The 25,033-nt window shown below is 66.2% G+C and carries 19 protein-coding genes; 10 read left to right on the top strand and 9 right to left on the bottom strand.

The features are described 5' to 3' along the window. Positions 1 to 191: 191 nt before the first annotated feature. The 4 genes from opcM to LGN19_RS23210 are packed head-to-tail and all read right to left on the bottom strand — an operon-like array spanning position 192 to position 7,094. Positions 192 to 1,727: a multidrug efflux transporter outer membrane subunit OpcM gene (gene opcM, locus LGN19_RS23195; RefSeq protein WP_226217322.1), complete on the bottom strand. Its 1,536-nt coding sequence runs from the start codon at positions 1,725 to 1,727 to the stop codon at positions 192 to 194. 10 nt (positions 1,728 to 1,737) lie between these two features. Further along, positions 1,738 to 4,938: a multidrug efflux RND transporter permease subunit CeoB gene (gene ceoB / locus LGN19_RS23200; RefSeq protein WP_122948096.1), complete on the bottom strand. Its 3,201-nt coding sequence runs from the start codon at positions 4,936 to 4,938 to the stop codon at positions 1,738 to 1,740. 45 nt (positions 4,939 to 4,983) lie between these two features. Next, on the bottom strand, positions 4,984 to 6,201 hold the full coding sequence (ceoA, locus tag LGN19_RS23205) for a multidrug efflux RND transporter periplasmic adaptor subunit CeoA (protein ID WP_226217323.1): 1,218 nt from the start codon (positions 6,199 to 6,201) through the stop codon (positions 4,984 to 4,986). 32 nt (positions 6,202 to 6,233) lie between these two features. After that, positions 6,234 to 7,094: an alpha/beta hydrolase gene (locus tag LGN19_RS23210; RefSeq protein WP_122948098.1), complete on the bottom strand. Its 861-nt coding sequence runs from the start codon at positions 7,092 to 7,094 to the stop codon at positions 6,234 to 6,236. A 174-nt stretch (positions 7,095 to 7,268) separates the two neighbouring features. Here LGN19_RS23210 and ceoR point away from each other — a divergent pair, with 174 nt between their 5' ends. The 4 genes from ceoR to LGN19_RS23230 all read left to right on the top strand — a co-directional run bounded on the left by ceoR (position 7,269) and on the right by LGN19_RS23230 (position 11,100). Further along, positions 7,269 to 8,273: a putative multidrug efflux transcriptional regulator CeoR gene (ceoR, locus tag LGN19_RS23215; RefSeq protein WP_122948099.1), complete on the top strand. Its 1,005-nt coding sequence runs from the start codon at positions 7,269 to 7,271 to the stop codon at positions 8,271 to 8,273. Between the two features lie 490 nt (positions 8,274 to 8,763). Next, positions 8,764 to 9,057 (top strand): DUF4148 domain-containing protein, encoded by a 294-nt coding sequence (locus LGN19_RS23220; protein ID WP_226217325.1) that lies wholly within the window; start codon positions 8,764 to 8,766, stop codon positions 9,055 to 9,057. A gap of 662 nt (positions 9,058 to 9,719) precedes the next feature. Continuing rightward, positions 9,720 to 10,331 carry a M35 family metallo-endopeptidase gene (locus LGN19_RS23225; RefSeq protein WP_226217327.1) on the top strand — a complete coding sequence of 204 codons (612 nt, stop codon included), beginning with the start codon at positions 9,720 to 9,722 and terminating at the stop codon, positions 10,329 to 10,331. A gap of 13 nt (positions 10,332 to 10,344) precedes the next feature. Then, entirely contained in the window at positions 10,345 to 11,100 is a 756-nt protein-coding gene (locus tag LGN19_RS23230) for a hypothetical protein (RefSeq protein WP_226217329.1), read from the top strand. Positions 11,101 to 11,194: 94 nt separating this feature from the next. Here LGN19_RS23230 and LGN19_RS23235 read toward each other — a convergent pair whose 3' ends face one another. The 3 genes from LGN19_RS23235 to selD form a co-directional block, all read right to left on the bottom strand. Then, on the bottom strand, positions 11,195 to 12,274 hold the full coding sequence (locus LGN19_RS23235) for a purine-nucleoside phosphorylase (RefSeq protein WP_043180933.1): 1,080 nt from the start codon (positions 12,272 to 12,274) through the stop codon (positions 11,195 to 11,197). 272 nt (positions 12,275 to 12,546) lie between these two features. Continuing rightward, positions 12,547 to 13,137, bottom strand: a complete 591-nt coding sequence (locus tag LGN19_RS23240) for a LysE family translocator (protein WP_226217331.1) — start codon at positions 13,135 to 13,137, stop codon at positions 12,547 to 12,549. 72 nt (positions 13,138 to 13,209) lie between these two features. Then, positions 13,210 to 14,274 carry a selenide, water dikinase SelD gene (gene selD, locus LGN19_RS23245; RefSeq protein WP_122948102.1) on the bottom strand — a complete coding sequence of 355 codons (1,065 nt, stop codon included), beginning with the start codon at positions 14,272 to 14,274 and terminating at the stop codon, positions 13,210 to 13,212. 114 nt (positions 14,275 to 14,388) lie between these two features. Here selD and LGN19_RS23250 point away from each other — a divergent pair, with 114 nt between their 5' ends. After that, positions 14,389 to 15,225 carry a DMT family transporter gene (locus tag LGN19_RS23250; RefSeq protein ID WP_226217333.1) on the top strand — a complete coding sequence of 279 codons (837 nt, stop codon included), beginning with the start codon at positions 14,389 to 14,391 and terminating at the stop codon, positions 15,223 to 15,225. A 33-nt stretch (positions 15,226 to 15,258) separates the two neighbouring features. On the opposite strand, the gene LGN19_RS23255 is transcribed toward LGN19_RS23250, so the two are convergent. Then, a complete protein-coding gene (locus LGN19_RS23255; protein WP_226217335.1) occupies positions 15,259 to 16,362 on the bottom strand; it encodes a porin in 1,104 nt (367 codons plus the stop codon). 349 nt (positions 16,363 to 16,711) lie between these two features. Here LGN19_RS23255 and LGN19_RS23260 point away from each other — a divergent pair, with 349 nt between their 5' ends. Genes LGN19_RS23260 through LGN19_RS23270 form a run of 3 tightly spaced genes read left to right on the top strand, consistent with a single transcriptional unit; the run spans position 16,712 to position 19,944 of the window. After that, complete coding sequence (locus LGN19_RS23260) at positions 16,712 to 17,611, top strand: N-formylglutamate amidohydrolase (protein ID WP_226217336.1); 900 nt, start codon at positions 16,712 to 16,714, stop codon at positions 17,609 to 17,611. Continuing rightward, on the top strand, positions 17,608 to 18,381 hold the full coding sequence (locus LGN19_RS23265; protein WP_174958113.1) for an IclR family transcriptional regulator: 774 nt from the start codon (positions 17,608 to 17,610) through the stop codon (positions 18,379 to 18,381). Before LGN19_RS23260 ends, LGN19_RS23265 begins: the two co-directional genes overlap by 4 nt. Before the next feature lie 30 nt (positions 18,382 to 18,411). Next, a complete protein-coding gene (locus tag LGN19_RS23270; protein ID WP_226217338.1) occupies positions 18,412 to 19,944 on the top strand; it encodes an SLC13 family permease in 1,533 nt (510 codons plus the stop codon). A gap of 110 nt (positions 19,945 to 20,054) precedes the next feature. On the opposite strand, the gene LGN19_RS23275 is transcribed toward LGN19_RS23270, so the two are convergent. Next, complete coding sequence (locus LGN19_RS23275; protein ID WP_122948108.1) at positions 20,055 to 21,566, bottom strand: PLP-dependent aminotransferase family protein; 1,512 nt, start codon at positions 21,564 to 21,566, stop codon at positions 20,055 to 20,057. Between the two features lie 126 nt (positions 21,567 to 21,692). On the opposite strand from LGN19_RS23275, the gene LGN19_RS23280 reads away from it, so the two are divergent. Together LGN19_RS23280 and gabD are read left to right on the top strand one after the other, a co-directional pair. Continuing rightward, positions 21,693 to 22,976, top strand: coding sequence for a 4-aminobutyrate--2-oxoglutarate transaminase (locus LGN19_RS23280; RefSeq protein WP_122949629.1), 1,284 nt, complete (start codon positions 21,693 to 21,695; stop codon positions 22,974 to 22,976). A gap of 92 nt (positions 22,977 to 23,068) precedes the next feature. Next, the gene (gene gabD, locus LGN19_RS23285) at positions 23,069 to 24,538 is read left to right on the top strand and encodes an NADP-dependent succinate-semialdehyde dehydrogenase (protein ID WP_226217340.1); all 1,470 of its coding nucleotides are present in this window, start codon (positions 23,069 to 23,071) and stop codon (positions 24,536 to 24,538) included. The last annotated feature ends 495 nt before the right edge of the window (positions 24,539 to 25,033 follow it).

Raw genomic sequence — 25,033 nt, forward strand, 5'->3', positions numbered from 1 at the left:
TCCGCACCGCTGGCAGGTGCCGGCAGGGGTTGACCGTTAGTTGCAACATGGCGATGGACGACATCACGCCATCCGCGGCGATGCCATGAAAAAACCCCGGTCATCCGGCAAAAGCCGCATGACCGGGGTTCGTCGATACGCCGCATGACGGGAACGACGATGCATCACGCATCGCCGCCCGTCACGCACACTCATCGCGCGGCAACGTCCTCCTTGCCGGACACCGCGCTGCCGACCGCTGTCGGCGCCGCGCCCCAGCCGCCACCCAGCGCACGAATCAGGTTCACGGTCGACACTGCCTGCGCACCGGTCAACTGGTTCGACTGCAGCTGCGACTGCAGCACCGAGCGCTCGCTGTCGATCACGTCGAGATAGGCAACCTCGCCTTCCTGATACTGCGTGCGCGACAACGTCGCCGCGCGCCGCGACGCGTTGACGGCCGCATCCTGCGCACGGATCTGGTCGTCGAGCAGGCGCAGGTCGGCGAGATTGTCCTCGACCTCGCGGAACGCGACGAGCACCTGCTGCCGGTAGTTCGCGACCTGCTCGTCGTACTGCGCGCGCGCCTGCTGCACGCCGGCCGCACGGCGCCCGCCGTCGAACAGCGGCAGCGTCAGCGCGGTGCCCGCGAACGGCCCGAGCAGGAACGTGCGGCTCGACCACATGAACAGGCTGCCGAGCGTCGATGCTTCATAGCCGAACGCCCCCGTGATGTCGAGCTTCGGGAAGTACGCCGACTTCGCGAGGCCGATCCGCGCGTTCGCGGCCGCCATCGCGCGTTCAGCCGCCGACACGTCCGGGCGGCGCTCAAGCAGCGCGGACGGCAGGCCCGGCGGCACCTTCACCGCCACCGGCACGATCGGCGTTTCCTTGAACGCAAAATCCGCGGGCGCCTTGCCGAGCAGGATCGCGAGCGCATGCTCGGACGCCGCGCGCCGGCGCGCGACGCCGACCGCATCGGCCTGCGCGGTCGCCAGCTCGTTCTTCGCGCGCGACACGTCGAGCTCGCTGATGTCGCCTTCGTTGAAGCGGCGCTGCACGAGCTTCAGTGCCTGCTCGCGCAGTTCCACCGTCCGGCGGTACAGGTCCTGATCGGAATCGAGCTGGCGCAGTTCGAAGTAGTTCTGCGCGACGTCCGCCTGCAGCGCGAGCTGCACCGAGCGGAACAGCGCTTCGCTCTGCGCCTGGTCGGCACGCGACGCCTCGACGTTACGGCCGACGCGGCCGAACAGGTCGGCTTCGTACGACACCGTGCCCTGCGCGCGCCACAGCGTCGCATTGGTCGGGCCCGTGCCCTGCGGCTGGAACTGCGACGCCGACGACAGCCCTTCGCGCGTCGGCCCGAAGCCGGCGCCGATCTGCGGGAACCATTGCGAGCGCGCCGAACGCGTCGCCGCGCGCGCTTCCTCGACACGTGCGGCTGCGGCCTTCAGGTTCTGGTTCGCGGCGAGCGCCTGGGTCTCGAGCGAATCGAGCACCGGGTCGCCGAACACCTTCCACCATTCGCCGCGATGCGTGCCGTCCGACGGCTCGGCCGTCTTCCACGTGCCGGCCTGTTCGCCGGCAGCCAGCGTCGGCGCTTCCTTGAACGCGGCGGGCGTCGGCGCGTCCGGGCGCTTGTAGTCGGGGCCCACCGCGCACGCGGCGAGCAGCGTCGCGAGCAAGGTGCTCGCGGCCGCCACCTTCGCGAAGCGCATCAGGCCATTCGTGTTGTGCAAGTTATTCATCTTCTGGTCCTCAAGCATCCGAAGCCGGCACACCCTGGGACGGCACACCGTAGCCGGACGAGTCTTTGCCGGCGACGTGGATCTTGCCGCCCGCGAGCGTCCGCAGCACGACGTAGAACACCGGCGTCAGCATCAGCCCGAACAGCGTCACGCCGAGCATCCCGAAGAACACCGCGACCCCCATCGCATGGCGCATTTCCGCACCGGCCCCCGTCGACGTGACGAGCGGCACCACACCCATGATGAATGCGATCGACGTCATGAGGATCGGGCGCAGACGCAGCCGGCTCGCCTCGATCGCGGCCTCGAGCGGCGTCCTGCCGTCGTGTTCGAGTTCACGCGCGAATTCGACGATCAGGATCGCGTTCTTCGCCGACAGCCCCACCAGCACCATCAAGCCGATCTGCGTGAAGATGTTGTTGTCGCCCTGCGTGAGCCACACGCCCGTCAGCGCCGACAGAATGCTCATCGGCACGATCAGGATCACCGCGAGCGGCAGCGTCAGGCTTTCATACAGCGCGGCGAGCACGAGGAACACGAGCAGCACGCTGATCGGGAACACATACATCGCCGAATCGCCGGCAAGAATCTGCTGGTACGTGAGGTCGGTCCACTCGAACCGCACGCCGCGCGGCAGCGTTTCATGCGCGATGCGCTCGATCGCGGCCTGCGCCTGGCCCGACGAGAAGCCCGGCGCCGGGCCGCCGTTGATGTCGGCCGCCGTGTAGCCGTTGTAGCGCACGACCATTTCCGGGCCGAACGTCGGCGTCACCGTGACGAGCGACGACAGCGGCACCATCTCGCCCTTGTCGTTGCGCGTCTTCAGCTGCAGGATGTCGTCCGCGCGCTGCCGGAACGGCGCATCGGCCTGCACGCGCACCTGGTACACACGCCCGAAGCGGTTGAAGTCGTTCACGTACAGCGAGCCGAGATACACCTGCATCGTGTTGAACACATCGGTCACCGGCACGCCCAGCTGCTTCGCCTTCACGCGGTCGAGATCGACGTTGAGCTGCGGCACGTTGATCTGGTAGCTCGTGAACAGCGGGCCGAGTTCAGGCGCCTGCTGCGCGCGCTTGATGAAGTCGTTGGTCGCATCCGCGAGCCGCGCATAGCCGACCGCGCCGCGATCCTCGACCTGCATCTTGAAGCCACCGAGCGTACCGAGGCCGAGCACCGGCGGCGGCGGGAACACCGCGACGAACGAGTCCTTCATCGCGCCGTACTTCTGGTTCAGCGCACCCGCGATCGCACCGGCCGACAGCGCCTTGCCATGCCGCTCCGAGAACGGCTTCAGCGTGACGAACACGATGCCCGCGCTCGAGCTGTTCGTGAAGCCGTTCACCGACAGCCCCGGGAACGCGACCGCGCTCTCGACGCCCGGCTGCTTCAGCGCGATCGAGCCCATGTCGCGGATCACCTTCTCGGTGCGGTCGAGCGACGCACCGTTCGGCAGCTGCGCGAACGCGATCAGGTACTCCTTGTCCTGCGCGGGCACGAAGCCGCCCGGCACGACCTTCGACACGAGCACGGTCGCGCCCACCAGCGCGAGGTACACGCCGAGCATCACCGTCTTGCGCGACAGCACGCCGCGCACGCCGCGGCCGTAGTTCTCCGCGCCGCGATGGAACACCTTGTTGAAGCCGCGGAAGAAGCCGCCGAGCACGCGGTTCATCACGCGCGTGAGCCAGTCTTCCTTGTCGCCATGCCCTTTCAGCAGGATCGCGGACAGCGCCGGCGACAGCGTCAGCGAGTTGAACGCCGAGATCACCGTCGAGATCGCGATGGTCATCGCGAACTGCTTGTAGAACTGGCCGGTCAGGCCCGACATGAACGCAAGCGGCACGAACACGGCGACGAGCGTGAGCGCGATCGCGATGATCGGCCCGCTCACTTCCTGCATCGCCTTGTAGGTCGCCGCCCGTGCATTCATCCCGCTCTCGATGTTGCGCTCGACGTTCTCGACCACCACGATCGCATCGTCGACCACGATCCCGATCGCGAGCACCATCCCGAACAATGACAACGCGTTGATCGAATACCCGAACGCGAGCAGCAGCGAGAACGTGCCGACGATCGACACCGGCACCGCGATCAGCGGAATGATCGATGCGCGCCACGTCTGCAGGAACACGATCACGACGATCACGACCAGAGCGATCGCTTCGAGCAGCGTGTGCACGACTGCCTTGATCGACGACCGCACGAACTGCGTCGGGTCATAGACGATCTTGTAGTCGATGCCGGCCGGCATATCCTGCTTCAGCTCGGCCATCGTCTTGCGCACTTCGTCCGAGATCTGCAGCGAGTTCGCGCCCGGCGACTGGTTGATCGCCATCGCGACGGCCGGCTTGTTGTCGAGCAGCGAGCGCAGCCCGTATTCGGACGCGTCGAGCTGGATCCGCGCGATGTCGCGCAGGTGCGTGACGCCGCCGTCCGGCGTCGTCTTCACGACGATGTCGCCGAACTCGTCTTCCGTCTGCAGACGGCCGCGCGCGTTCACCGACAACTGCAGCGGCGTACCCGGCAACGACGGCGACGCGCCGATCACGCCGGCCGCGACCTGCACGTTCTGCTCGCGGATCGCCTGCACGACGTCCTCGGCCGACAGCCCGCGCTGCGCGACCTTCTGCGGATCGAGCCACACGCGCATCGCGTAGTCGCCCGAACCCCACAGCTGCACCTGGCCGACGCCCTGGATCCGCGACAGGCGATCCTTCACGTTGATCAGCGCGTAGTTGCGCAGGTAGGTCATGTCGTAGCGGTTGTCCGGCGAGATCAGGTGGACCACCATCGTCAGCGTCGGCGAGCTCTTCACCGTCGTGATGCCGAGCCGCTGCACGTCTTCCGGCAGGCGCGGCAGCGCCTGGTTCACGCGGTTCTGCACGAGCTGCGTGGCCTTGTCCGGATCGGTGCCGAGCTTGAACGTGACGGTGATCGTCATGTTGCCGTCGCTGTTCGCCTGCGACTGCATGTAGAGCATGTCCTCGACGCCGTTGATCTGCTCTTCGAGCGGCGACGCGACCGTCTCGGCGATCACCTTCGGGTTCGCGCCCGGATACTGCGCCTTCACGATCACGGAAGGCGGCACGACCTCCGGATACTCCGAGATCGGCAGCAGGAACATCGCGATCACCCCGCCGAGCAGGATGATCACCGATAGGACTCCTGCAAAGATCGGCCGGTCGATAAAGAATTTTGAAATGTTCATGTGTGGCTCTGTCTGGTTGAACGCGGATAGGAAGCGGCGAGCCGCTTACGAATCCGCCTTCGCCGGTGCGGCCGGCTTCGCGTTGTCCGCCAGAGGCGCGGACGGCGCGTCACCGCCCGTCATCGGGACCATGTGCGGCTTCACCTGTTCGCCGGGGCGCACGCGCTGCGTACCGTTCACGACCACGCGATCGCCGGCGGAGAGCCCGCTCACGATCACGCGCCGGTTGCCGTGCTGCATCCCCTGCTGCACTTCGCGGTACGACACGCGGCCTTGCTGGTCGACGACGAACACGAACTTCTTGTCCTGGTCGGTGTTGATCGCCGCGTCGTCGACGAGCAGTGCCTCGTGCGGCGCGCTGCCGCCCACCTTCACGCGTGCATAGAGGCCCGGGACGAGCGCGCCATCGGCGTTGTCGAAGCGCGCGCGCACGCGGATCGTGCCGGACGACGTGTCGAGCCGGTTGTCGACCGAGTCGATCTCGCCGCTGCGCGAGTAGCCGGTTTCGTTCGCGAGGCCGAGTTCGACCGGCACCTTGCGGCCGCTGCGCGCGCCGTTGATGTATTGCAGGTAGGTCTGCTCGTCCGCGTCGAACGACGCGTAGATCGGCGACACCGACACCAGCGTCGTCAGCGGCACAGCCGACGCACCGGCCGACACGACGTTGCCGAGCGTGATTTCCGCACGCGACACGCGGCCCGAAACAGGCGCGGTGATCCGCGTATAGCCGAGGTTGATGCGCGCCGTTTCCAGCGCGGCTTCGGCGGCCTTCAGGTTCGCCGTCGCCTCGCGCGCCGCATTCTGCTTCTCGTCGTAATCGCGCTTCGCGATCGCGTTGTCGCCGATCAGCCGCTGCGCGCGCTGCCAGTCGGTCTGCGCGTAGCCGTTGCGTGCCTGCGCGGCCGCGAGCTGCGCGGCCGCACGGTCGGTTTCGGCCTGGTACGGGCGCGGGTCGATCACGAACAGCACGTCGCCCTTCTTCACGAGCGCGCCGTCCTTGAAGTTCACCGCGACGATCGTGCCCGACACCTGCGGGCGCACGTCGACTTTCTCGACCGCTTCGAGGCGGCCCGAATAACTCTGCCAGTCGGTCACGGTCTGCGGCACGACGGTCGCGACGTCGACTTCGGGCAGCGGCGCTGCCGATTTCTCCGGTGCGTTCGCGTTCACGCGCATCGCGCCGAACGTTCCGAGGCCGACGACGGCGAGCGTCACGATCGCCGCTGTCGCGATTCGGGAACGGGAGGTGCGTAGGATGGCCATGTGGATCTCCAGTAAACGTGGATTGGTTTTGGTTATTCGGAACGGTTCGGCTGGCGCGCCTGGAAGCGGCACTGGAAGAAGCGCACGGCTTCCTCGAAGGCGGCTTCGTGCGTCGCGAGCGCGGCGTGCGTGATGTCCGGATAGCGGATCACCTGCGTGAGCACGCCCGACGAGATCAGGCAGCCCGCATATTTCTCCGCCTCGACGTGCAGCACGTCGTTCTGCGCGGTGACGACGAGCGTCGGCGGCAGCCCCGCGAGGCGCACCGATTCGAGCGGCGCCGCGTACGGGTGCATGCGTTGCGCGGCCTGCGGCAGATACGCGCGATAACAGGCGGCGCATTCGCGCGCCGTGATGTCGGAGGCGAGACGATCGGCGTCGCCGATACGCGTCATGCTCGGGTCGAGCATCGGCCCGAACAGCGCCTGCGCGACGATCGACACTTCGCCGCGATCGCGCGCGATGAACGCGAGGCAGTTCGCGAGCTGGCCGCCCGCGTCGTGGCCCGCGACACCGATCTTCTTCGGGTTGCCGCCGAACGCGCGGGCGCGCGTCGCGGCCCACACGGCAGCGCGATACGCATCCTCCGGCGCGGCCGGAAAAGGAAAGGCCGGCGCGAGCGAATAGTCGACCGACACTACGAGAGCTGGTAAGCGTTCTGCTAAAAAACGCGCGGCGAAATCGGCGTCTTCGAGCGAACCGCGGACGAAGCCGCCGCCGTGGAAATAAAGCACTACTGGCAACCCGGTCTTGTCCGGGCGGCGGTAGAGACGCAGCACGATGTCCTGCGCGTAGCCGGGAATTTCCACTTCGGTGACCGTCAGCGCCGCGCCTGCCGTGGCTTGCACGGGCAACGCGGCCTTCAGGAATTTGCTGAATTCAGAAGCGTCCATGACGATGCAGCATCCATTTCGAGATGGAACGAATTCTGGGTCCGGCAGACATTGGGATAAATGCCTATAATCCGGCAACACAATTCAACGCCCCCGAACAATCCGAGGCTGCGTTTACCCACGAGGTAGCGCAGCCTTCTTATTCGGGAGGCTCATTAGATTGCGGAGGTTGTGATGGACCGGCTTCAGGCCATGCAGGTGTTTACTCGCGTCGTCGATACAAGCAGCTTCACCAAGGCAGCAGAAACGCTCAGCTTGCCGCGAGCGTCCGTCACGACGATCATCCAGAATCTCGAAGCCTTCCTCGGCGTGCGGCTGATGCACCGGACCACGCGCCGGCTGTCGCTCACGCCGGACGGCGCCGCATACTACGAACGATGCGTGCGGATCCTCGCGGATGTCGAGGAAACCGAGGCGAGCTTCCAGGCGAACAACCGGAAGCCGCACGGAAAGTTGCGTATCGACATGCCGGGTTCGATCGGGCGGCTGCTCGTGATTCCGTCGCTGTGCGAATTTCATACGCGCTATCCGGACATCGACCTGCAGCTCGGCCTGTCCGACCGGCCGGTCGACCTGCTGCAGGAAGGCGTCGATTGCGTGATCCGCGTCGGCGCACTGCAGGACTCGTCGCTCGTCGCACGCCGGGTCGGCCTGTTCGAATGCGTGACGGTCGCGTCGCCCGACTATCTCGAACGCCACGGCGAGCCGCAGACGATCGACGACCTGAACCAGCACAAGGCCGTCAACTACTTCTCGAGCCGCACCGGCCGCACGATCGACTGGACGTTCCTGACCGACGGCAAGGAAGTCGAGATGAAGATGGAGGGCATCCTGTCGGTGAACGACGCGGATGCGTACGTGACCTGCGGGATCGAAGGCTTCGGGCTGATCCAGCCGCCGCTCTTCATGGTGCTGCCGCATCTGCGCGAAGGCCGGCTCAAGGAAGTGCTGCCCGGCGTCAAGCCGCTGCCGATGCCGATCTCGGTCGTGTATCCGCACAGCCGGCATCTGTCACCGAAGGTGCGCGTGTTCGTCGACTGGGTCGCCGAGGTGTTCGACCGCTGCCCGCTGCTGAGCGGCAAGGGCAGCCTCGACGCGACGTGCAGCAAGCGCACGTTCGAGGAAGCCGAGCGCGCGCCGGTGCTCGACACGCCGGTCATCAACGAGTGGGTCGCGTAATCGTCTGAACTGCACGCGCGGGCTGAGCGGCCCGCGCGTCGCCCCGCCTCCGCGCCACGTTCCAGCCCGGCGCACCTGATCCTTCCCGAATCCGCAGCAAACCTTTGTGCCAGGCGACGCAATCGTCCGCATGCGTCGTCGCGCATCGTCGCCGCACCCGTGCGAGGCCCGCTGCAGGCGGGTTCGAGCGGTTTCCGCATAACCCTGCCAGGTGTACGGATGTCGATTGTTCCACTGACACGACTATTCAATTCGCATCTGCCGCATTTATCGCGACGGAACAGATACCTAGAGTAAACCCTGTCGCGCACCTCGTTGCGCACCGAACAGATCCCGCTTGATGGGACCGGAGTAAGCGCTCTGGCGCCAGCTCCGAAATGCGTTGCATGGGATCTGAGTAAGCGCTGAAGCGCTAACTCATATCGACCGCCAAGCATGGGATCTGAGTAAGCGCTGAAGCGCTAACTCATATCGACACAGGAGTTTCGCCATGAACCGCCGCCATCTTCTCTCCGCCCTCGCCCTCACGCTCGCGGTGTCCGCACCGGCTTTCGCCGATTCGGGCACGCCGCACGCCGGCGACTACGGCAACACGTCGTGGTACTCGCAGCACTACGGCCCGCGCACACGCGCCGAAGTGAATGCGGAAGTCGTACAAGCACGCAAGGACGGCACGCTCGCGTACCTGCGCAAGGCGAACTCATATCCGCAAGGGCTCGAACTGGCACAAGGCCCGTATCGCTCGATGCCGGAAAGCAACCAGCTCGCCGGCGGAGGCCGGTAAACGCGCAACGCCGCGCAACGGGTTGCCCCGTGCGCGGCGTCGTGATTTCCCTGTCGACGACTCGCCGAGTCAGTCAGTTAGATAGTTAGTTGCAGGAGCACATGATGAACGATCAACTCCCTTCGCCGCTCGATCACTGGGACGACACCACGCCAGTGTGGACGCCGTTCCGTTCGGCCCCGCACGCGCATTGACGTCTGCCGTGATGTGCCGCCGAGACCAAGGCGGCCACTAGCAGCGCGGCAGGCAAACAGTACATATCGGCTTGGCGTGCGTGAAACGCACGTCACGATCGCATCGATACTCTGTCTTCGCAGCGACACAATTCCTGACGTTACTCGCCGGGAAGTCGACGGCCGAATCCGACCCAGGCTTGGCAGATCAATTGACACAGACGGACTCGTCTGCCGAGCCACATTCGCTGCAGTCCTTCGGGGCTGAACGGCTGCACCTCGCCTGTTCACGCGGCGCTGAACCTGCTCATATCCAGGGTTGAGCGCGCGAACGAACGCGGCTTCGCCGCAGGAAGCCGTGCGCGTGCAAGCCCTCCATTCACACTTCCCAACACTCGCTCGCCTCGTCGCTTGAAATTTTGCGCATCGCGGGTCGCGGTCAGATATCTAGCATGAGCACTCCCGATGATGACCCAATGGAGAGTGCCCATGACAACATCGCAAGAGCGCGACTTATCGCTCGACGGAGCGCCGATATGTCCGAACATGACGGATTCGGCGTTCAGGAAGCAAATACTCGAATTGCGAGACGAGGCGGTGGCAATCACCGAACAGCGCAGGCGGGAATTGGTTCGATGGAGTCCGGCCACTGAAACGCGGGTTATCGAATGGTTCGGCTCGGCGCATTTCGATACGACACGGCGGCTGATATTGGGACTCGGCGCCTTGGCCAGCGTCATGTCGAATCTCGGCCCAAGAAATTTCGTCCGCATCGGCTCCGAGGCCGATCACGCGACAGGATGCCTGCCGAACACGCAACATCTCGACGCTGAAGTCGCACACGTCTGTCGACCGGACACGTCAACCCATACCATCGCCATCAACCTTCCTTTTTGCTCACTGCCCCGGCGATCGGCCGGCAATCTCTCGTCGCAGCAACTGACGATCGTTCACGAATGCGCTCATTTTGCAGACACATTCGGTGCCGACGACCACTCGGGAGCATACGGGCGCTCGGCTTGTGCCCAGTTCGCCAAGCGCTTTCCGGACAAGGCGATCGGCAACGCGGACAACATTGCCTGGTTCATTCTGGCACGTTAGATCGGAGCGTCTCATGCGACATGCCATTGCCACACTGACTGCCGTCCTGTCATTCCCGATACAGGCCGATGCATGCAAGGTCATGTTGACCGACAGCATGCAGTTACCGATGAATTCGGTCGAAATCAACAACAGCGACAGACTCTCCGTCGTCAGACACTACCTGACCGCCAAGGAGTGGACGCGCGAGGGCGCCGCTGCATCGATTGAAGCGACAGCCTACGATTGGGAAAAACAACCGGTTCAACTCGCACAACAACGCGGCGCACAGATGAAATCATTCCTCGTGCAACTCGGCATGGTGCCCGATGACATCCATGTCGGCGAGCGAATCGTGTCGCGTCGGAACGGCTGGCTCGATCCCGACGACGCAAAGCAGCTTTGGGTTCAATTCGTTCCCAAGTGCCCGCCCACAGGGTGCCAAAGTCTCTGCAATTCGGCCGGTACACCTGGCGTCGCCAGTTATGCACTGACACCCGAGACACCAGGCCCCCCGCCCGGCTCGTACCGTTTTACGTGCGACGATGACAGGGAACCCGCGCCGGCACGATTCGTGACGTCCGAGCGCTGGACCGCTCGCACACGGAACCAATCGTTGTTTTTACGGGATGGGGACAAGCAGCCGCTTGCACACATCTGCTACCGGATCAGCACCAGTGCAAAGCAGTACATCGGAATGACGGATGAGCACGGTCAAACTGCAACCATGCAGCTATTGGGGCCCGAATATACGCGAATCGAACTCAAGATCGCCCGGCCCACGCAGTGATTCCTGATGTCCGGTCGCTCCGGGTGACACAAAGTCACCCGGAGTTCTGCCACGCGCGGACGATCAACCTGCTTCCACGCGTCGCTACGTCAACTTAGCGGCGCGGCACTCCATCACGCCATTCGCCCCAGTGCGTCACGATGTCCTGAACGAGCGGATTGCCCGCGCGATACAGGTTTTCGGTCGCCGGGGCGAAGCCGCCCTGGTCCGCGTAGTTCAGCAGGTTGTCGGCACTCGTCTGCCCCGCATACGGCCGGTCGAAATCGGACCCCGTGCGCAGCAATGCGACGCGCGACAGGTCGACCCGCTTCACGCTCGCCGCGCGCTTGAGCGCTTCATACGTCGCGTTGTCTTCCTGCGCGGTCATGCAGTAGGTGCCCTTGCCGTCGGTCAGGATCTTCGTCCACTGGCGCGCGCGCTCGCCGATCAGCGTGCCCGAGAACCACGTGTTGCCCGATGACGTGTCGCATTGAATCACGGTCGGCGGCCGGTTCGCCGGCGCATACGTGAACTTCGCGCGCGCGGCCTGCGCCTGCGCACTGTCGGCAAGCACCACGTTGCGCGACAGCGCGACCGCGGCGTCGGTCAGTTGCGGGTTGAGCTGGAACACCTCGGTGCGATAGTCGAGCGGTGGCTTGTCGTTCGGGCTCTTCGTGTTGATGCCGAGGAAGCCGGTATTCCAGCCGGCCGGAATCTCGCGTGCATCGAGCTCCCACTGCAGGCTGAAATCGACGAGGTATTTCGACCACGCGGCCGAACCGATCGTGCCTTGCGCCGGGTCGACGCCCGCGATACCCGAGATCAGGAAGTACGTGCGGCGCAGATCGAAGCGCTGCGAGAACGTGAGCGCCATGATCGTCGCCGACGCATTCGCATAGCCCATGCCGGTCGTGACCACGCACACGTCCTGCTTGTTGCAATGCACGTTCGGATAATCGGGCGACAGGCCGGGCACGGCGATGTCGCGCCACGGGCCGAGCCGGTCGAGCCATGCCTGGCCCTCCGGACCGAACATCGTGATGATCATGACCTTGACCGGGCGGCCCTGTGCACCGGTCTCGGCGAATGCATTGTTGCCCGCGTCGTTGCCCTGGTTATCCTGCGCGATCGACGGCGCAGTGGCACAGGCTGCGAGCGAGAATGCAGCGGCGGAAAGAATGGAGCGAGTCAGCATCGGCGTTCCTTGTTTCGATGATGTTGGGTGAGAACGGCTCTCGTAGACTGCGCGTCGGAGTATAGAACGGGCGTGCGCGATCCGGAACCCGACTACGAAACGGCAGCGATGTTGCCGTACGGACGAGATCTGCGCGCAAAGCGTGATGCACATCGCCGGAATTCGAGCGCAATTGCGCAGCAATCGGCATCCACCTCATGCAACACCATCAGGAATGCTATCGAGTTGACCGACTCGCCCGCCGTGCCCGCACAACCGCTCTCCGCATACTGCTACAGCCGCGCCAGCCCTGCGACTCCGTAACCCAGCACGACGAGCGCAGCAACCACATGGCTCGCCGCGAGCAGCCCCGGCGACTTCACGATCCGGCCGATCACGCTACCGCCGAACGCGAACACGAGTTGCCCCGCGAGGCTGCCGGCAAACACGCACGCGGCACCGAGCAGCCAGTGCCGATGCGCACCGGCCGCGGCCGTTGCATAGCCGTAGAACAACAGGATCGTCAGCGGGTTCGCCAGCGTGACGAAGAACATCGATGCAAACGGGCGGCTGCCCGGCGGCCGCGCATCGCCGTCCAGCGTGCGGCGGCGATCCCGCAGCGCCTGCCACAGCATCCGCGCGCCCATCGCGAGCAGCACGAGCGCGCCGACCAGGCGAAACAGCGACAGATGCGCGGCGAGCGTGGTCGCGAGCATCGCGCCGAGCGTGAACGCGACGACCGCATAGCAGCCGTCGGCCGTCGCGACACCCACCGCCGCGCGCACGCCGCTCGCGGTGCCCGCGTGCATCCCGTAGTTCGCGATCATCAGCGCAACGGGCCCGACCGACAGCGCGATCATCAGCCCGAACAGGAAATCGTTCATCGGTCGTCGATGCCTTCGATGGAAGGCATCGATTCTAGCGACCGCAAACAAGCCCGGTGTGGCGATTCAACGTCATGCGACATCGACGCGCGCCGGCCCGTCCACCATCTCGCCGATCACGCCCGCGCGGTCGAAGCCGTCGGCACGGAAGCATGCGAGCACGTCATCGACGGCCTCGGGCGCGCACGCGACCAGCAGGCCACCCGACGTCTGCGGATCGGTCAGCAGCGCCTGCGCAACGGGTGGCAGCGTGTCGGCCAGCTGCACGTCCGCGCCGTATGCGGCCCAGTTGCGGCCCGACGCGCCGGTGAACACGCCGTCGGCAACGAACGCCTCGACGCCCGCGAGCCACGGCAACGACGCATAGTGCACGCGCGCGGTGAGGTGTGCGCCACGTGCCAGCTCGAGCGTGTGGCCGAGCAGCCCGAAGCCCGTGACGTCGGTCAGCGCATGCACGCCCGGCAGCGCGGCAAGCTCGGTGCCCGGCCGGTTCAGCTTGGTGGTCGTCGCGACCATCTGCGCATAGCCATCGGCATCGAGCTGGTTCTTCTTCAGCGCGGCGGACAGCACACCGACGCCGAGCGGCTTGCCGAGCACCAGCACGTCACCCGCGCGTGCGGCCGCATTGCGCTTCACGCGCGACGGGTGCACGACGCCGATCGCCGCGAGCCCGTAGATCGGCTCGACCGAATCGATCGAATGGCCGCCGGCGACCGGAATGCCGGCATCCGCGCACACCGATTCGCCGCCACGCAGCACGGCCGCGATCGTCTCGTGCGGCAGCACGTTGATCGGCATCCCGACCAGCGCGAGCGCGAGGATCGGCTTGCCGCCCATCGCGTAGACGTCTGACAGCGCGTTGGTGGCCGCGATGCGGCCGAAGTCGAACGGATCGTCGACGATCGGCATGAAGAAGTCGGTGGTCGCGACGATCGCCTGCTCGTCGTTGAGGCGATAGACGGCCGCGTCGTCGGACGTCTCGGTGCCGACCAGCAGATCCGGGAACAGGGCGGGCGGCGTCGCGCGCTTCAGCAGCTCGGACAGCACGCCCGGCGCGATCTTGCAGCCGCAGCCACCGCCATGTGACAGGCTCGTGAGGCGCGGAACGGCAGGCTGGGCTTGGGTGGCTTCGGTCATGGTCGGCATCCGGTGAATAACAACACACCATTATCGACAATTCCATGCGAGTGCGCCCGATACCCACATAATGACGGCGCCCCTCCGCTCCCGCCCCTGTCCGCCCCTTCGTCCATGGACCACCTCTTCATCGGCCTCGTGCTGTGCTCCGCGTTGCTGCACGCGATCTGGAATGCCTTCCTCCACGTCAGCGAAGACCGGCTCGTCCAGCTCGGCACGATGTCGCTGCCGTATTTCGCGTTCGGCGTCGTCGGCGCCGCGCTGCTGCCCGCGCCGGCGCCCGCCGCGTGGCCGTACATCGCCGGGTCGGCCGTGCTCGAAGTCGCGTACTGCTTCACGCTGGCGCGCGCGTACCGCAGCGGCGAATTCGGGCAGATCTACCCGATCGCGCGCGGCATCTCGCCGCTACTCGTGTCGGTGCTGGCGCTCGCGATCCTGCACGAGCGGCCGACGCCGTTCGGCTTCGCGGGCATCGCGCTCGTGTCGTTCGGCATCATGTCGCTCGCGCTGCGGCGCGGCTTCCGGTTCTCCGGCGAAGGCGTGCCGTTTGCGCTGCTCACGGGCGTGTTCATCGCCGCGTATTCGATCTGCGACGGCATCGGCTCGCGCGTGTCCGGCAGCGCGCTCGGCTACATCGCATGGGTGTACGTGCTGTGGAGCGTGCCGCAGTTCGTGCTGGTCTGCGCGGTGCGTGGCGGGCCGCGCGCGGTGCTCGGCTCGCGCACCGCGCTCAAGCAGGGTGCGATCGCCGGCACGATCTCGCTCGCCGCGTACGGGATCGTGATCCTCGCGTACCGGTACTTGCCGGTCGGGACGGTGTCGGCGCTGCGCGAAACGAGCTCGATCTTCGCGGTCGCGATCGGCTGGCTCGTGATGCGCGAGCGGCCCGGCGCGCAGCGGCTCGTCGCGTGCGTGCTGGTGGTGGCGGGCGCGGCGCTGATCCGGCTGTAAGCAGAAAGCGCGCGCCCGCGGCCTGCCGCCGCGTCAGAACTTGTGGCGGATGCCCGTCACCGCGACGATCTGCGTGCGCGTGCTCGACGGATTCGAGATCCCTTCGATCGCGGCCACCGCGTTCGACGACGCGCGCTGGTAGAACGCGTTCACGTAGACATCGGTGCGCTTCGACAGGAAATACTGCGCGCCGACGCTCGTCTGCAGGTAGTGCGAGCTCGGCTTCGGGCTCTGCGACGCGAGCACCTGCGTGTAGGTTTCGCCGAGCGCGAACTGCAGCGCGGGCGTCATCAGGTAGCGCACGCTGCCCTCGTAGTTGTTGAAGCGCGTCGAGCCGCCCGTCTGCAGGTTGAACAGCGAGCTCGTGTACAGCAGCCCGAAGGTCGCGGCGCCCCATGCATACGCGCCGCCCGCGCCCCAGATCTGCTGGCGCGTCACGCCCTTGATGAACGTGTAGTAGTTGTCGGACGCGGCCGCGCCCGTCGTGTCGATGGCCGGATGATCGACGCGCACGTAGGCCGCGCCGAGCTGCAGCGGCCCGTTCTCGTAGCTCGTGCCGATGCTCCACACGCGGTTCTGCGCGAACGACGTCGAATTCGAGAACCCGTACAGGCCGACCGCGCGCAACCCGTACCAGGTAGGCGTCTGGTACTGCACCGAGTTGTTGGTGCGGAACGTGTTGTTCAGGTCGTCGGTGTCGAACGGGTGCAGCGCGTACTGCGTGAGCGCGGTGGTCGCGCCGATCTGCAGCGGCTCCAGCACTTCCTGTGCCGCGTTGTACTGGCGGCCCATCGTCAGCGTGCCCCAGCGATCATTCTCCAGCCCCACGTACGCGCGGCGCCCGAACAGCCGGCCGCCCTGGCTCGCGGCACCGCTCTCGATGTTGAAGCCGTTCTCGAGCCGGAACACTGCACGCGTGCCGCCGCCGAGTTCCTCCTTGCCGAGCAGCCCGAAACGCGTGCCCTGTTCGTTACCGCCGGTCGCCTGCCACGCGGCATGACCGTTCTGGTTGTTCGTGTACGTGATCCCGGAATCGACCACGCCGTACAGCGTCACGCTCGACTGTGCGTGCGCGTGCATCGCACCCGCCGCCGTTGCGATACCCGCCAGCGCGACCGCCATCCCTTTTTGTTTCATCTCCGACCCCTTTTATCGATTGAATATGGGGAGCGATTTATTTCGCTCGAAACGTGTTTTATTGAATAAAACATCGTCTTATTCATTGTCGAATTCTGCGATTTGAAGCGTCAAGCGATGCCAAAAATCGTACACGGGAGTCAAATACCCTTGAATCGCCAGGCGTTTCGAGGAATGAAACAAGCCCAATAACCACGGGCATTACAGCCCGATCATGGCGCGTAATCCCGGTATCGCAAAAAGCCCTTGACCGCGATTTTCAGTCGTTGTGAAATATTGATACGCTGTTTTAATGATTAAAACAAACGCACGAGACGCTTCGAGAAACTAGGTAAAGAACCTGATCCCCATGCTGACGTTTAATTGCAACAACGCGACTGCCGATGCATCGCCCGCGCATTTCATCGCGACGCCGACGATGCCGGCCCTGCCGATCGTCGTCGACTCGCCGCACAGCGGCATCGCGTATCCGCCGGACTTCGCCACCGTCGCCCCCGACGACGCGATCCGCACGACGTGGGACGCATACATCGACGAACTGTGGGCAGGCACGCCCGCGCGCGGCGGCACGCTGCTCGGCGCGACGTTTCCGCGCGCGTACATCGATCCGAACCGCGCAGAAACCGACATCGACGCAACGCTGCTCGCCGAGCCGTGGCCCGAGCCGCTGTCGCCGCAGCCGTACACGCAGCGCGGGATGGGACTGATCCGGCGCGACGCGCTGCCCGGCGTGCCGCTGTACGACCGCAAGCTGTCGCTCGCGGAAGTGCGCCACCGGATCGACGCGTACTACCTGCCGTACCGCCGTGCGCTCGCCGGCATCGCCGAGCCGCTGCATGCCGCGCACGGTGCGCTGTGGCACATCGACTGCCATTCGATGAAGTCGCGCGGCAACGCGATGAACGTCGACGCGGGCGAATTGCGGCCGGACGTCGTCGTCAGCGACCGGCGCGGCACGACCGCCGATCCGGCCTTCACCGCGTGGACCGCGCAATGGTTCGTCGACGCCGGCTATCGCGTGCAGGTCAACGACCCGTACCAGGGCGGCGACCTGCTGACCGCGCTCGCCGACCCCGCACGGCAACGGCACAGCATCCAGATCGAATTCAATCGCGCGCTGTACATGGACGAAGCCGCGTTTGCGAAACACGCGGGCTTCGCCACGCTGAAGCGCTCGGTCGATGCGTACCTCGACGCGCTCGCCGATTACGTCCGCGCGCGCATCGCGCCGCAGGGAGACATCGCATGACGACCTACATCGTCGACGCCGTCGACAGCGCGCTGAAGCTGCTGACCTACGTAGCCGAGCACCCGAACCTCGGCGTGACAGAACTCGCGTCGCAACTCGGCATCAACAAGTCGCGCACGTACCGGATGCTGTGCACGCTCGAACTGCACCGCTTCGTCGTGCAGGACCCGCGCACGTCCACCTATGCGCTCGGCCCGCAGGCGTTCGTGATCGGCGTGGCCGCGTCGCAGCAGAACGCGCTCGTGCGCGCCGCGCACCGGCACATGCTCGCGCTCAACCAGGCGATCAACGAGACCATCGTGCTGCGCGTGCGCGAAGGGCTCGAATCGGTGTGCGTCGCGCGTTGCGAGACGACGCACACAGTGCGTACCGTCGGCGCGGTCGGCAACCGCCGGCCGATCAATTTCGGCGCATCGGGCAAGGTGCTGCTCGCGTTCGCGCCCGACGCGGTGCGCGACCAATATCTCGCGCAACTACGCCGGAACGGGCAGGCCGACGACCCGGCGAAGCTCGCCGGCGAACTCGACGCGGTCGCGCGCAAAGGCTATGCGGTGAGCAGCGGCGAGGTGACGCCCGGCGCGGTCGGGATCGCGGTGCCGGTGCGCGACCTCACGGGCGCGACGGTCGCGTCCGTCAGCGTGACGGGGCCCGAGGTGCGCGTGAGCCACGCCGATATCCCCGACTATCTCGAACGCCTGCAGGCGTGCAGCTACGCGATTTCCGCCGAACTCGGCTACGTCCCGGCGCGCGCCGCGCTGCAACCGGCCTGACGGCCCGCTTCCCTCACCGACGAGGATCCGATGCCCGCCTCTTCCCCGAACCCGACCGGCGCGCGCGCCGCCGACGCCACTGCGATCGCGGCCCCGGCCGATGCATCGACCGACCACGCGGCCGACAGCGCAACCGGCGACGCATCGGCACACGCCGGCCGCGCGCCGCATCCGCACGGCAAGATGCTGCATCCGGTCGTGATGATGCTGTGGGTGCTGGCCGTCGCGATCGCGCTCACGTGGAGCGTCGATTCCGGCCGCTTCGAGCGCAACGGCCGGCTCGTCGTGCCGGGCACCTATCACGTGGTGCCGAAGACCACCGCCTTTTCGACACTTGTCGCGCCAGCGGTCAGCCACAGCACGCCCACGCATGCGATGCCCGCGAGCCTCGTCTCGGCGTTCGTCGCGATACCGGAAGGATTGCTGAAGAATGCGCCGCTGATCGTGATGGTGATGTTCGTCGGCGGGATGTTCGGCGTGATGCGCCGCACCGGCGTGGTCGATGCGGGCATCGACCGGCTGCTGCAGCTCACCGGCAACAACGCGTATCTGCTCACGCCGCTGCTGATGATCCTGATCGGGCTCGGCAGCACGCTGCTCGGCTTCATCTCCGAGTACCTCGTGATCATTCCGATGGTCGTCGTGATCGCGCGGCGCCTCGGCCTGTCGGACCTGTTCGCGGTCGCGCTGGTCGCGCTCGCCGCGAAGATCGGCTACATCGCGTCGGTCACGAACCCGCTCGCGCTGGCTGTCGCGCAGCCGCTCGTCGGTGTGCCGCTGTTCAGTGGCGTCGCGCTGCGCGCGGCCGTGTTCGTCGTCTTCCTGACGATCGGCATCCTGTACCTGCTGCGCTACGTGCGCAGCACCGGCTATCGCGCCGGGCAGACCGCCGCCGGCCACGCCGCGCATGGGGCCGCGAAGCTGTCGCTGCGCCACAAGGCGACGCTGGCCGTGTTCGCGGCGGCCGTCGCGATGCTGATCTACGGCACGCGCGAACTGAAGTGGGGCAACGTCGAGCTGGCGGCGTTCTATACGTTCGTGAGCATCGCGACGGCCGTGATCGGCGGGCTCGATTCGCGCAGCGCGGCCGACGCGTTCGTCGACGGGATGAAGAACATGATCCTCGCGGCGCTGCTGATGGGGCTCGCCGCGTCCGTCGAACTGCTGCTGCAGAACGCCCTCGTGCTCGACACGCTGATCAACTTCTTCACGCGGATGGCGGACGGCCAGTCGCCCGTGTGGGTCGCGAACGGGCTGATGGGCGTGCAGATGGTGCTCGACGTGTTCATTCCGTCGGTGTCGGGCAAGGCGGCGGTCAGCATGCCGATCATCGGGCCGATCGCGCAGCTCTCCGGCGTGAGCGGCCAGACCTCGGTGCTCGCGTTCGTGCTCGGCGGCGGGCTGACGAACCTGGTCACGCCGACGTCGGGGATGCTGCTCGCGTATCTGGCAACGGCACGCGTCGATTTCGGCGCGTGGATCCGCTTCGTGCTGCCGCTGTTCCTGACGCTGCTCGCACTGTCGTGCGTCGTGCTGACGTTCGCGGTGTGGATCGGGTATTGAGGGTCGGGGGTGCAATGAAACTGCGAATTCTCTCCGCACTGCGGAGAGAATGGCTCGGTCGGCCATCAACAGCGCGCATCGCGACGCAATGCTGCAGTTGGATACTCCGTTCAAGCCACCTCGACCGCCTTGCCGAACGCCCGCTCGTCAATCGCCTCGGCGAGCGTCGCGAACGCGGTCGCAATCTCGTCCTCCGGCACGCACGCATAGCCGAGCAGCAACCCCGACGCCGCACGTTCGCGATCCGCGTAGTAGCCGGATAGCGGCCGCACGACGATATTGCGTTCGAGCGCGGCCTGCGCGACCGCGCGATCGTCGACACCTTCCGGCAACTGCGTGACCAGATGCAGCCCCGCATCGCTGCCGAGCGCGTGCAGCGTGTCGCCATAGCGGCGTGCGACCGCGTCGAGCAGCACCTCGCGGCGCTGCCCGTACAGCGTGCGCATCTTGCGGATATGCGACACGAAGTGCCCTTCCGCGATGAATTCGGCGAGCACGGCCTGCTGCAACAACTGCCCTTCCCGATACAGCTCGGCGCTCGCGGTCGCGAAGCTTTCCGCGAGCGGCTCCGGCGCGACCAGGTAGCCGACCCGCAGCCCCGGGAACAGCGTCTTGCCGAAACTGCCGACGTAGATCACCTGCCCCGACGTGTCGAGACCCTGCAGCGACGCGAGCGGCCGGCTGCCGTAGCGGAATTCGCTGTCGTAGTCGTCCTCGATGATCCAGCAGCCGTGCTGGCGCGCGTATTCGAGCAGCATGCGCCGCCGCGCGAGGCTCATCACCATGCCGAGCGGATACTGATGCGACGGCGTGACGAGCATCAGCTTCGGCGGCTCGGCGAGATCGGCGGCCGACGGCGCGATCCCTTCGTCGTCGACCGGAATCGGCCGCGTCGTCAGCCCCGACACGTTCAGCACGCTGCGCACGCCCCAGTAGCACGGGTCTTCGGTCCAGATCGCGTCGCCCGGGTCGGTCAGCAGCCGCACCGCGAGGTCGATCGACTGGTGGATGCCGGTCGTGATCACGATCTGCTCGGGCGTGCAGCGCACCGAGCGCGACGTGCGCAGGTAGTCGGCCAACGCCTCGCGCAGCAGCGCGAGCCCGCCGCCCGGCGCGTAGGTCAGCAGGTCGGGGCGCAGGCGCCGCCAATACTTGTTGTGCAGCCGCGTCCACACGCGCGCCGGAAATCGCGACACATCGGGCACGCCCGGCATGAACGCGCCGCCCTGCCGCTTCGACACGCCGGCGCCTTCGACGAGCCGCGTGCCGCGCGCGGACAGCCGCCGCACCGACGACTGCACGAGCGCCGGTCGCACGGCGGCCGCGTCGGGCGGTGCGCCGACGATCTCGTCCGGCGCGCTGTCCGCGACGAACGTCCCGCGGCCCGTCGCCGAGTTCACATAGCCTTCGAGCGCAAGCTGTTCGTAAACCTGCGTGACCGTGTTGCGCGCGATCCCGAGCTCGGCCGCGAGCAGCCGCGAAGACGGCACGCGCGTGCCGGCCGGCAGTTCGCGCGACAGGATCGCCTGTTGCAGCAGCCGGTGAAGCTGCCGGTAGATCGGCTGTTCGCCGCCGCGCACGAGACGCTGCGCCAGCCAGTCCGACAACACGCTCGCGCGCATGATTGGCTCCTGTATATTTATTGAAATGGCTCTGATTGTCAGAGCCAAATGTGATTATAGTCGCCTCCATGGGCTGCCAACGCGCCCGCTTCCCTACTCACCGGAAAGAACATCAAGGAGATGACCGTGAAGAATGCCGACCTGCAGGCCCGCAAGAACGCCGCCACCCCGCGCGGCGTTGGCGTGATGTGCGATTTCTACGCAGCCCGCGCCGAGAACGCGGAACTGTGGGATGTCGAAGGCCGCCGCTTCATCGATTTCGCCGCCGGCATCGCGGTGCTGAACACGGGCCACCGCCACCCGAAGATCGTCAAGGCGATCGCGGACCAACTGAACAATTTCACGCACACCGCTTACCAGATCGTCCCGTACGCGTCGTACGTCGAGCTGGCAGAGAAGATCAACGACCGCGCGCCGGGCGATTTCCCGAAGAAGACCGCGTTCTTCACGACCGGCGCAGAAGCCGTCGAGAACGCGATCAAGATCGCACGTGCAGCCACCGGCCGTCCGGGCGTCATCGCCTTCGCGGGCGGCTTCCACGGCCGCACGATGATGGGCATGGCGCTGACCGGCAAGGTCGCCCCGTACAAGCTGAACTTCGGCCCGTTCCCGGGCGACGTGTTCCACGCCCCGTACCCGAACGCCGTGCACGGCGTGACGACCGCCGACTCGATCAAGGCGATCGAGATGCTGTTCAAGGCCGACATCGATCCGAAGCGCGTCGCCGCGATCATCTTCGAACCGGTTCAGGGCGAAGGCGGCTTCAACCCGGCGCCGGCCGAGTTCGTGCGCGCACTGCGCAAGATCTGTAACGAACACGGCATCCTGCTGATCGCCGACGAAGTCCAGACGGGCTTCGCGCGTACCGGCAAGCTGTTCGCGATGCAGCACTACGACGTGCTGGCCGACCTGATCACGATGGCGAAGAGCCTCGCAGGCGGCATGCCGCTGTCGGGCGTCGTCGGCCGTGCGGACGTGATGGACGCGGCAGCGCCTGGCGGCCTCGGCGGCACGTACGCGGGCAACCCGCTGGCCGTCGCATCGGCGCACGCGGTGCTCGAGATCATCGACGAAGAGAAGCTGTGCGAGCGCGCGACGCAACTCGGCGACGTGCTGAAGGCAAAGCTGAACGCACTGCAGGCCGACGTGCCGCAGATCGCCGACGTGCGCGGCCCGGGCGCGATGATCGCGGTCGAGTTCCTGAAGCCGGGCTCGGGCGAGCCGGATGCGGAATTCACGAAGCGCGTACAGGCGCGTGCGCTCGAGCGCGGCCTGCTGCTGCTCGTGTGCGGCGTGTACTCGAACGTCGTGCGCTTCCTGTTCCCGCTGACGATCCCGCAAGCCGTGTTCGACGAAGCACTCGTGATCCTCGAGGAAGTGCTGAAGGAAACGGTCGGCGTGCCGGCCTGAGTTCCCGTCGACTTCATCAACTGAATATGCCGCCGCCGTCTTCATGACGGCGGCGGCCGTTTCATCCGTCCATTTCAAAGCAGGTGATTCATATGAGCTCGGTTCAGGAAACCCTGGCACTGAAAGACCCGTCGCTGTTCCGCCAGCAGGCGTACGTCAACGGCGAATGGCAAGGCGCGACGAACGGCGAGACGTTCGAAGTCCGCAACCCGGCAACGGGGGGCCTGCTCGGCACCGTGCCGGCGATGGGCACGGCCGAGACGCGTCACGCGATCGAAGCCGCGAACGCCGCGTGGCCGGCGTGGCGCAAGAAGACCGCGAAGGAACGCGCGGTCGTCCTGCGCAAGTGGCACGACCTGATGATGGAAAACGCCGACGACCTCGCGCTGATCCTGACGACCGAGCAGGGCAAGTCGCTGGCTGAAGCGAAGGGCGAAATCGGTTATGCCGCATCCTTCCTCGAATGGTTCGCGGAAGAAGGCAAGCGCGTGTACGGCGACACGATCCCGACGCCGGCGAGCGACAAGCGCATCGTCGTGACGAAGGAAGCGATCGGCGTTTGCGCGGCGATCACGCCGTGGAACTTCCCGGCGGCGATGATCACGCGCAAGGTCGGCCCGGCACTCGCGGCAGGCTGCCCGATCGTCGTGAAGCCGGCCGAGGCGACGCCGTTCTCCGCGCTCGCGATGGCCGTGCTGGCCGAGCGCGCGGGCGTACCGGCCGGCGTGTTCAGCGTCGTCACGGGCGACCCGAAGGCGATCGGCGGCGAGCTGACGTCGAATCCGATCGTGCGCAAGCTGTCGTTCACCGGCTCGACGCCGGTCGGCCGCCTGCTGATGTCGCAGTGCGCGGCGACGGTCAAGAAGGTGTCGCTGGAGCTCGGCGGCAATGCACCGTTCATCGTGTTCGACGATGCCGATCTCGATGCGGCCGTGCAAGGTGCGATCGCGTCGAAGTACCGCAACAGCGGCCAGACCTGCGTGTGCACGAACCGCTTCTACGTGCATGAAGCCGTGTACGACCAGTTCGCGCAGAAGCTCGCGGCGGCCGTCGGCCAGCTGAAGGTGGGCCGCGGCACCGAGCCGGGCGTCACGCAAGGCCCGCTGATCAACGAAGCGGCGGTGCTGAAGGTCGAGGCGCACATCGAGGACGCGCTCGCGAAGGGTGCGACCGTCGTGACGGGCGGCAAGCGCCACGCGCTCGGCCACGGCTTCTTCGAGCCGACCGTGCTGACGGGTGTCACGCCGGCGATGAAGGTCGCGAAGGAAGAGACGTTCGGGCCGCTCGCGCCGCTGTTCAAGTTCGGCAGCGACGACGAAGTGATCCGCCTCGCGAACGACACCGAATTCGGCCTGGCCGCGTACTTCTACAGCCGCGACATCGGCCGCGTGTGGAAGGTTGCGGAAGCGCTCGAGTACGGGATGGTCGGCGTGAACACGGGCCTGATCTCGAACGAAGTCGCGCCGTTCGGTGGCGTGAAGCAATCGGGCCTCGGCCGCGAAGGCTCGCACTACGGCATCGACGACTATGTCGTGATCAAGTACCTCTGCCTCGCCGTCTGACGGTTCAGGGCCTGGCGCGCCAGCGACAGGCCCTGACCGCCCGGCCGGAACCGGGCGGTCCGACGCGGGCCGGTGTCCCTCTCCGCCGTGCCCGCGTCATCTTGATACGCACGGTGTCGCCCCGGTCCGCGGACGCGATTTCGACACCGTATCGGCCGATACCTCATATCGCGCACGAATTTCGTTCAAGTCTCATTTCTCATTTCGCAGCAAATCGCCAGATTGAGCGTTCCACCTCGATCCGGTTTGCCCGCACATGCACGCCGCTCCTGACGACCCAACGTACGCCGAGCCAGAATGACGTACGGGCGGGTGACCTCCCCGCCGCGTTCCTGGCCTCTCTCGGCGTGCTCATCCAAACACGCTCACCGTGCCCACCGCGTGCGTCGCCCGCCGCCTCAGGCGTACCGATGCTGCCGCGTTACGCTCGACCACCCTTCGCCCCGGTTTCGATGGCCGTTTCACACCACAAAATTAAGTCGGACTGCAAACCAA

Source organism: Burkholderia sp. AU30198, assembly GCF_020419825.1.
Lineage (GTDB): Bacteria > Pseudomonadota > Gammaproteobacteria > Burkholderiales > Burkholderiaceae > Burkholderia.

What these genes read in the sequence shown, in the direction of transcription:
- LGN19_RS23270 (WP_226217338.1), top strand. Translation starts at nt 18,412, where the DNA reads ATGCCCGCCTCTTCCCCGAACCCGACCGGCGCGCGCGCCGCCGACGCC.
- opcM (WP_226217322.1), bottom strand. Translation starts at nt 1,727, where the DNA reads ATGAATAACTTGCACAACACGAATGGCCTGATGCGCTTCGCGAAGGTG.
- LGN19_RS23250 (WP_226217333.1), top strand. Translation starts at nt 14,389, where the DNA reads ATGGACCACCTCTTCATCGGCCTCGTGCTGTGCTCCGCGTTGCTGCAC.
- LGN19_RS23275 (WP_122948108.1), bottom strand. Translation starts at nt 21,566, where the DNA reads ATGCGCGCGAGCGTGTTGTCGGACTGGCTGGCGCAGCGTCTCGTGCGC.
- LGN19_RS23260 (WP_226217336.1), top strand. Translation starts at nt 16,712, where the DNA reads ATGCTGACGTTTAATTGCAACAACGCGACTGCCGATGCATCGCCCGCG.
- LGN19_RS23265 (WP_174958113.1), top strand. Translation starts at nt 17,608, where the DNA reads ATGACGACCTACATCGTCGACGCCGTCGACAGCGCGCTGAAGCTGCTG.
- ceoA (WP_226217323.1), bottom strand. Translation starts at nt 6,201, where the DNA reads ATGGCCATCCTACGCACCTCCCGTTCCCGAATCGCGACAGCGGCGATC.
- LGN19_RS23220 (WP_226217325.1), top strand. Translation starts at nt 8,764, where the DNA reads ATGAACCGCCGCCATCTTCTCTCCGCCCTCGCCCTCACGCTCGCGGTG.
- LGN19_RS23210 (WP_122948098.1), bottom strand. Translation starts at nt 7,094, where the DNA reads ATGGACGCTTCTGAATTCAGCAAATTCCTGAAGGCCGCGTTGCCCGTG.
- ceoR (WP_122948099.1), top strand. Translation starts at nt 7,269, where the DNA reads ATGGACCGGCTTCAGGCCATGCAGGTGTTTACTCGCGTCGTCGATACA.
- LGN19_RS23240 (WP_226217331.1), bottom strand. Translation starts at nt 13,137, where the DNA reads ATGAACGATTTCCTGTTCGGGCTGATGATCGCGCTGTCGGTCGGGCCC.
- LGN19_RS23225 (WP_226217327.1), top strand. Translation starts at nt 9,720, where the DNA reads ATGACAACATCGCAAGAGCGCGACTTATCGCTCGACGGAGCGCCGATA.
- gabD (WP_226217340.1), top strand. Translation starts at nt 23,069, where the DNA reads ATGAGCTCGGTTCAGGAAACCCTGGCACTGAAAGACCCGTCGCTGTTC.
- LGN19_RS23230 (WP_226217329.1), top strand. Translation starts at nt 10,345, where the DNA reads ATGCGACATGCCATTGCCACACTGACTGCCGTCCTGTCATTCCCGATA.
- LGN19_RS23255 (WP_226217335.1), bottom strand. Translation starts at nt 16,362, where the DNA reads ATGAAACAAAAAGGGATGGCGGTCGCGCTGGCGGGTATCGCAACGGCG.
- ceoB (WP_122948096.1), bottom strand. Translation starts at nt 4,938, where the DNA reads ATGAACATTTCAAAATTCTTTATCGACCGGCCGATCTTTGCAGGAGTC.
- selD (WP_122948102.1), bottom strand. Translation starts at nt 14,274, where the DNA reads ATGACCGAAGCCACCCAAGCCCAGCCTGCCGTTCCGCGCCTCACGAGC.
- LGN19_RS23235 (WP_043180933.1), bottom strand. Translation starts at nt 12,274, where the DNA reads ATGCTGACTCGCTCCATTCTTTCCGCCGCTGCATTCTCGCTCGCAGCC.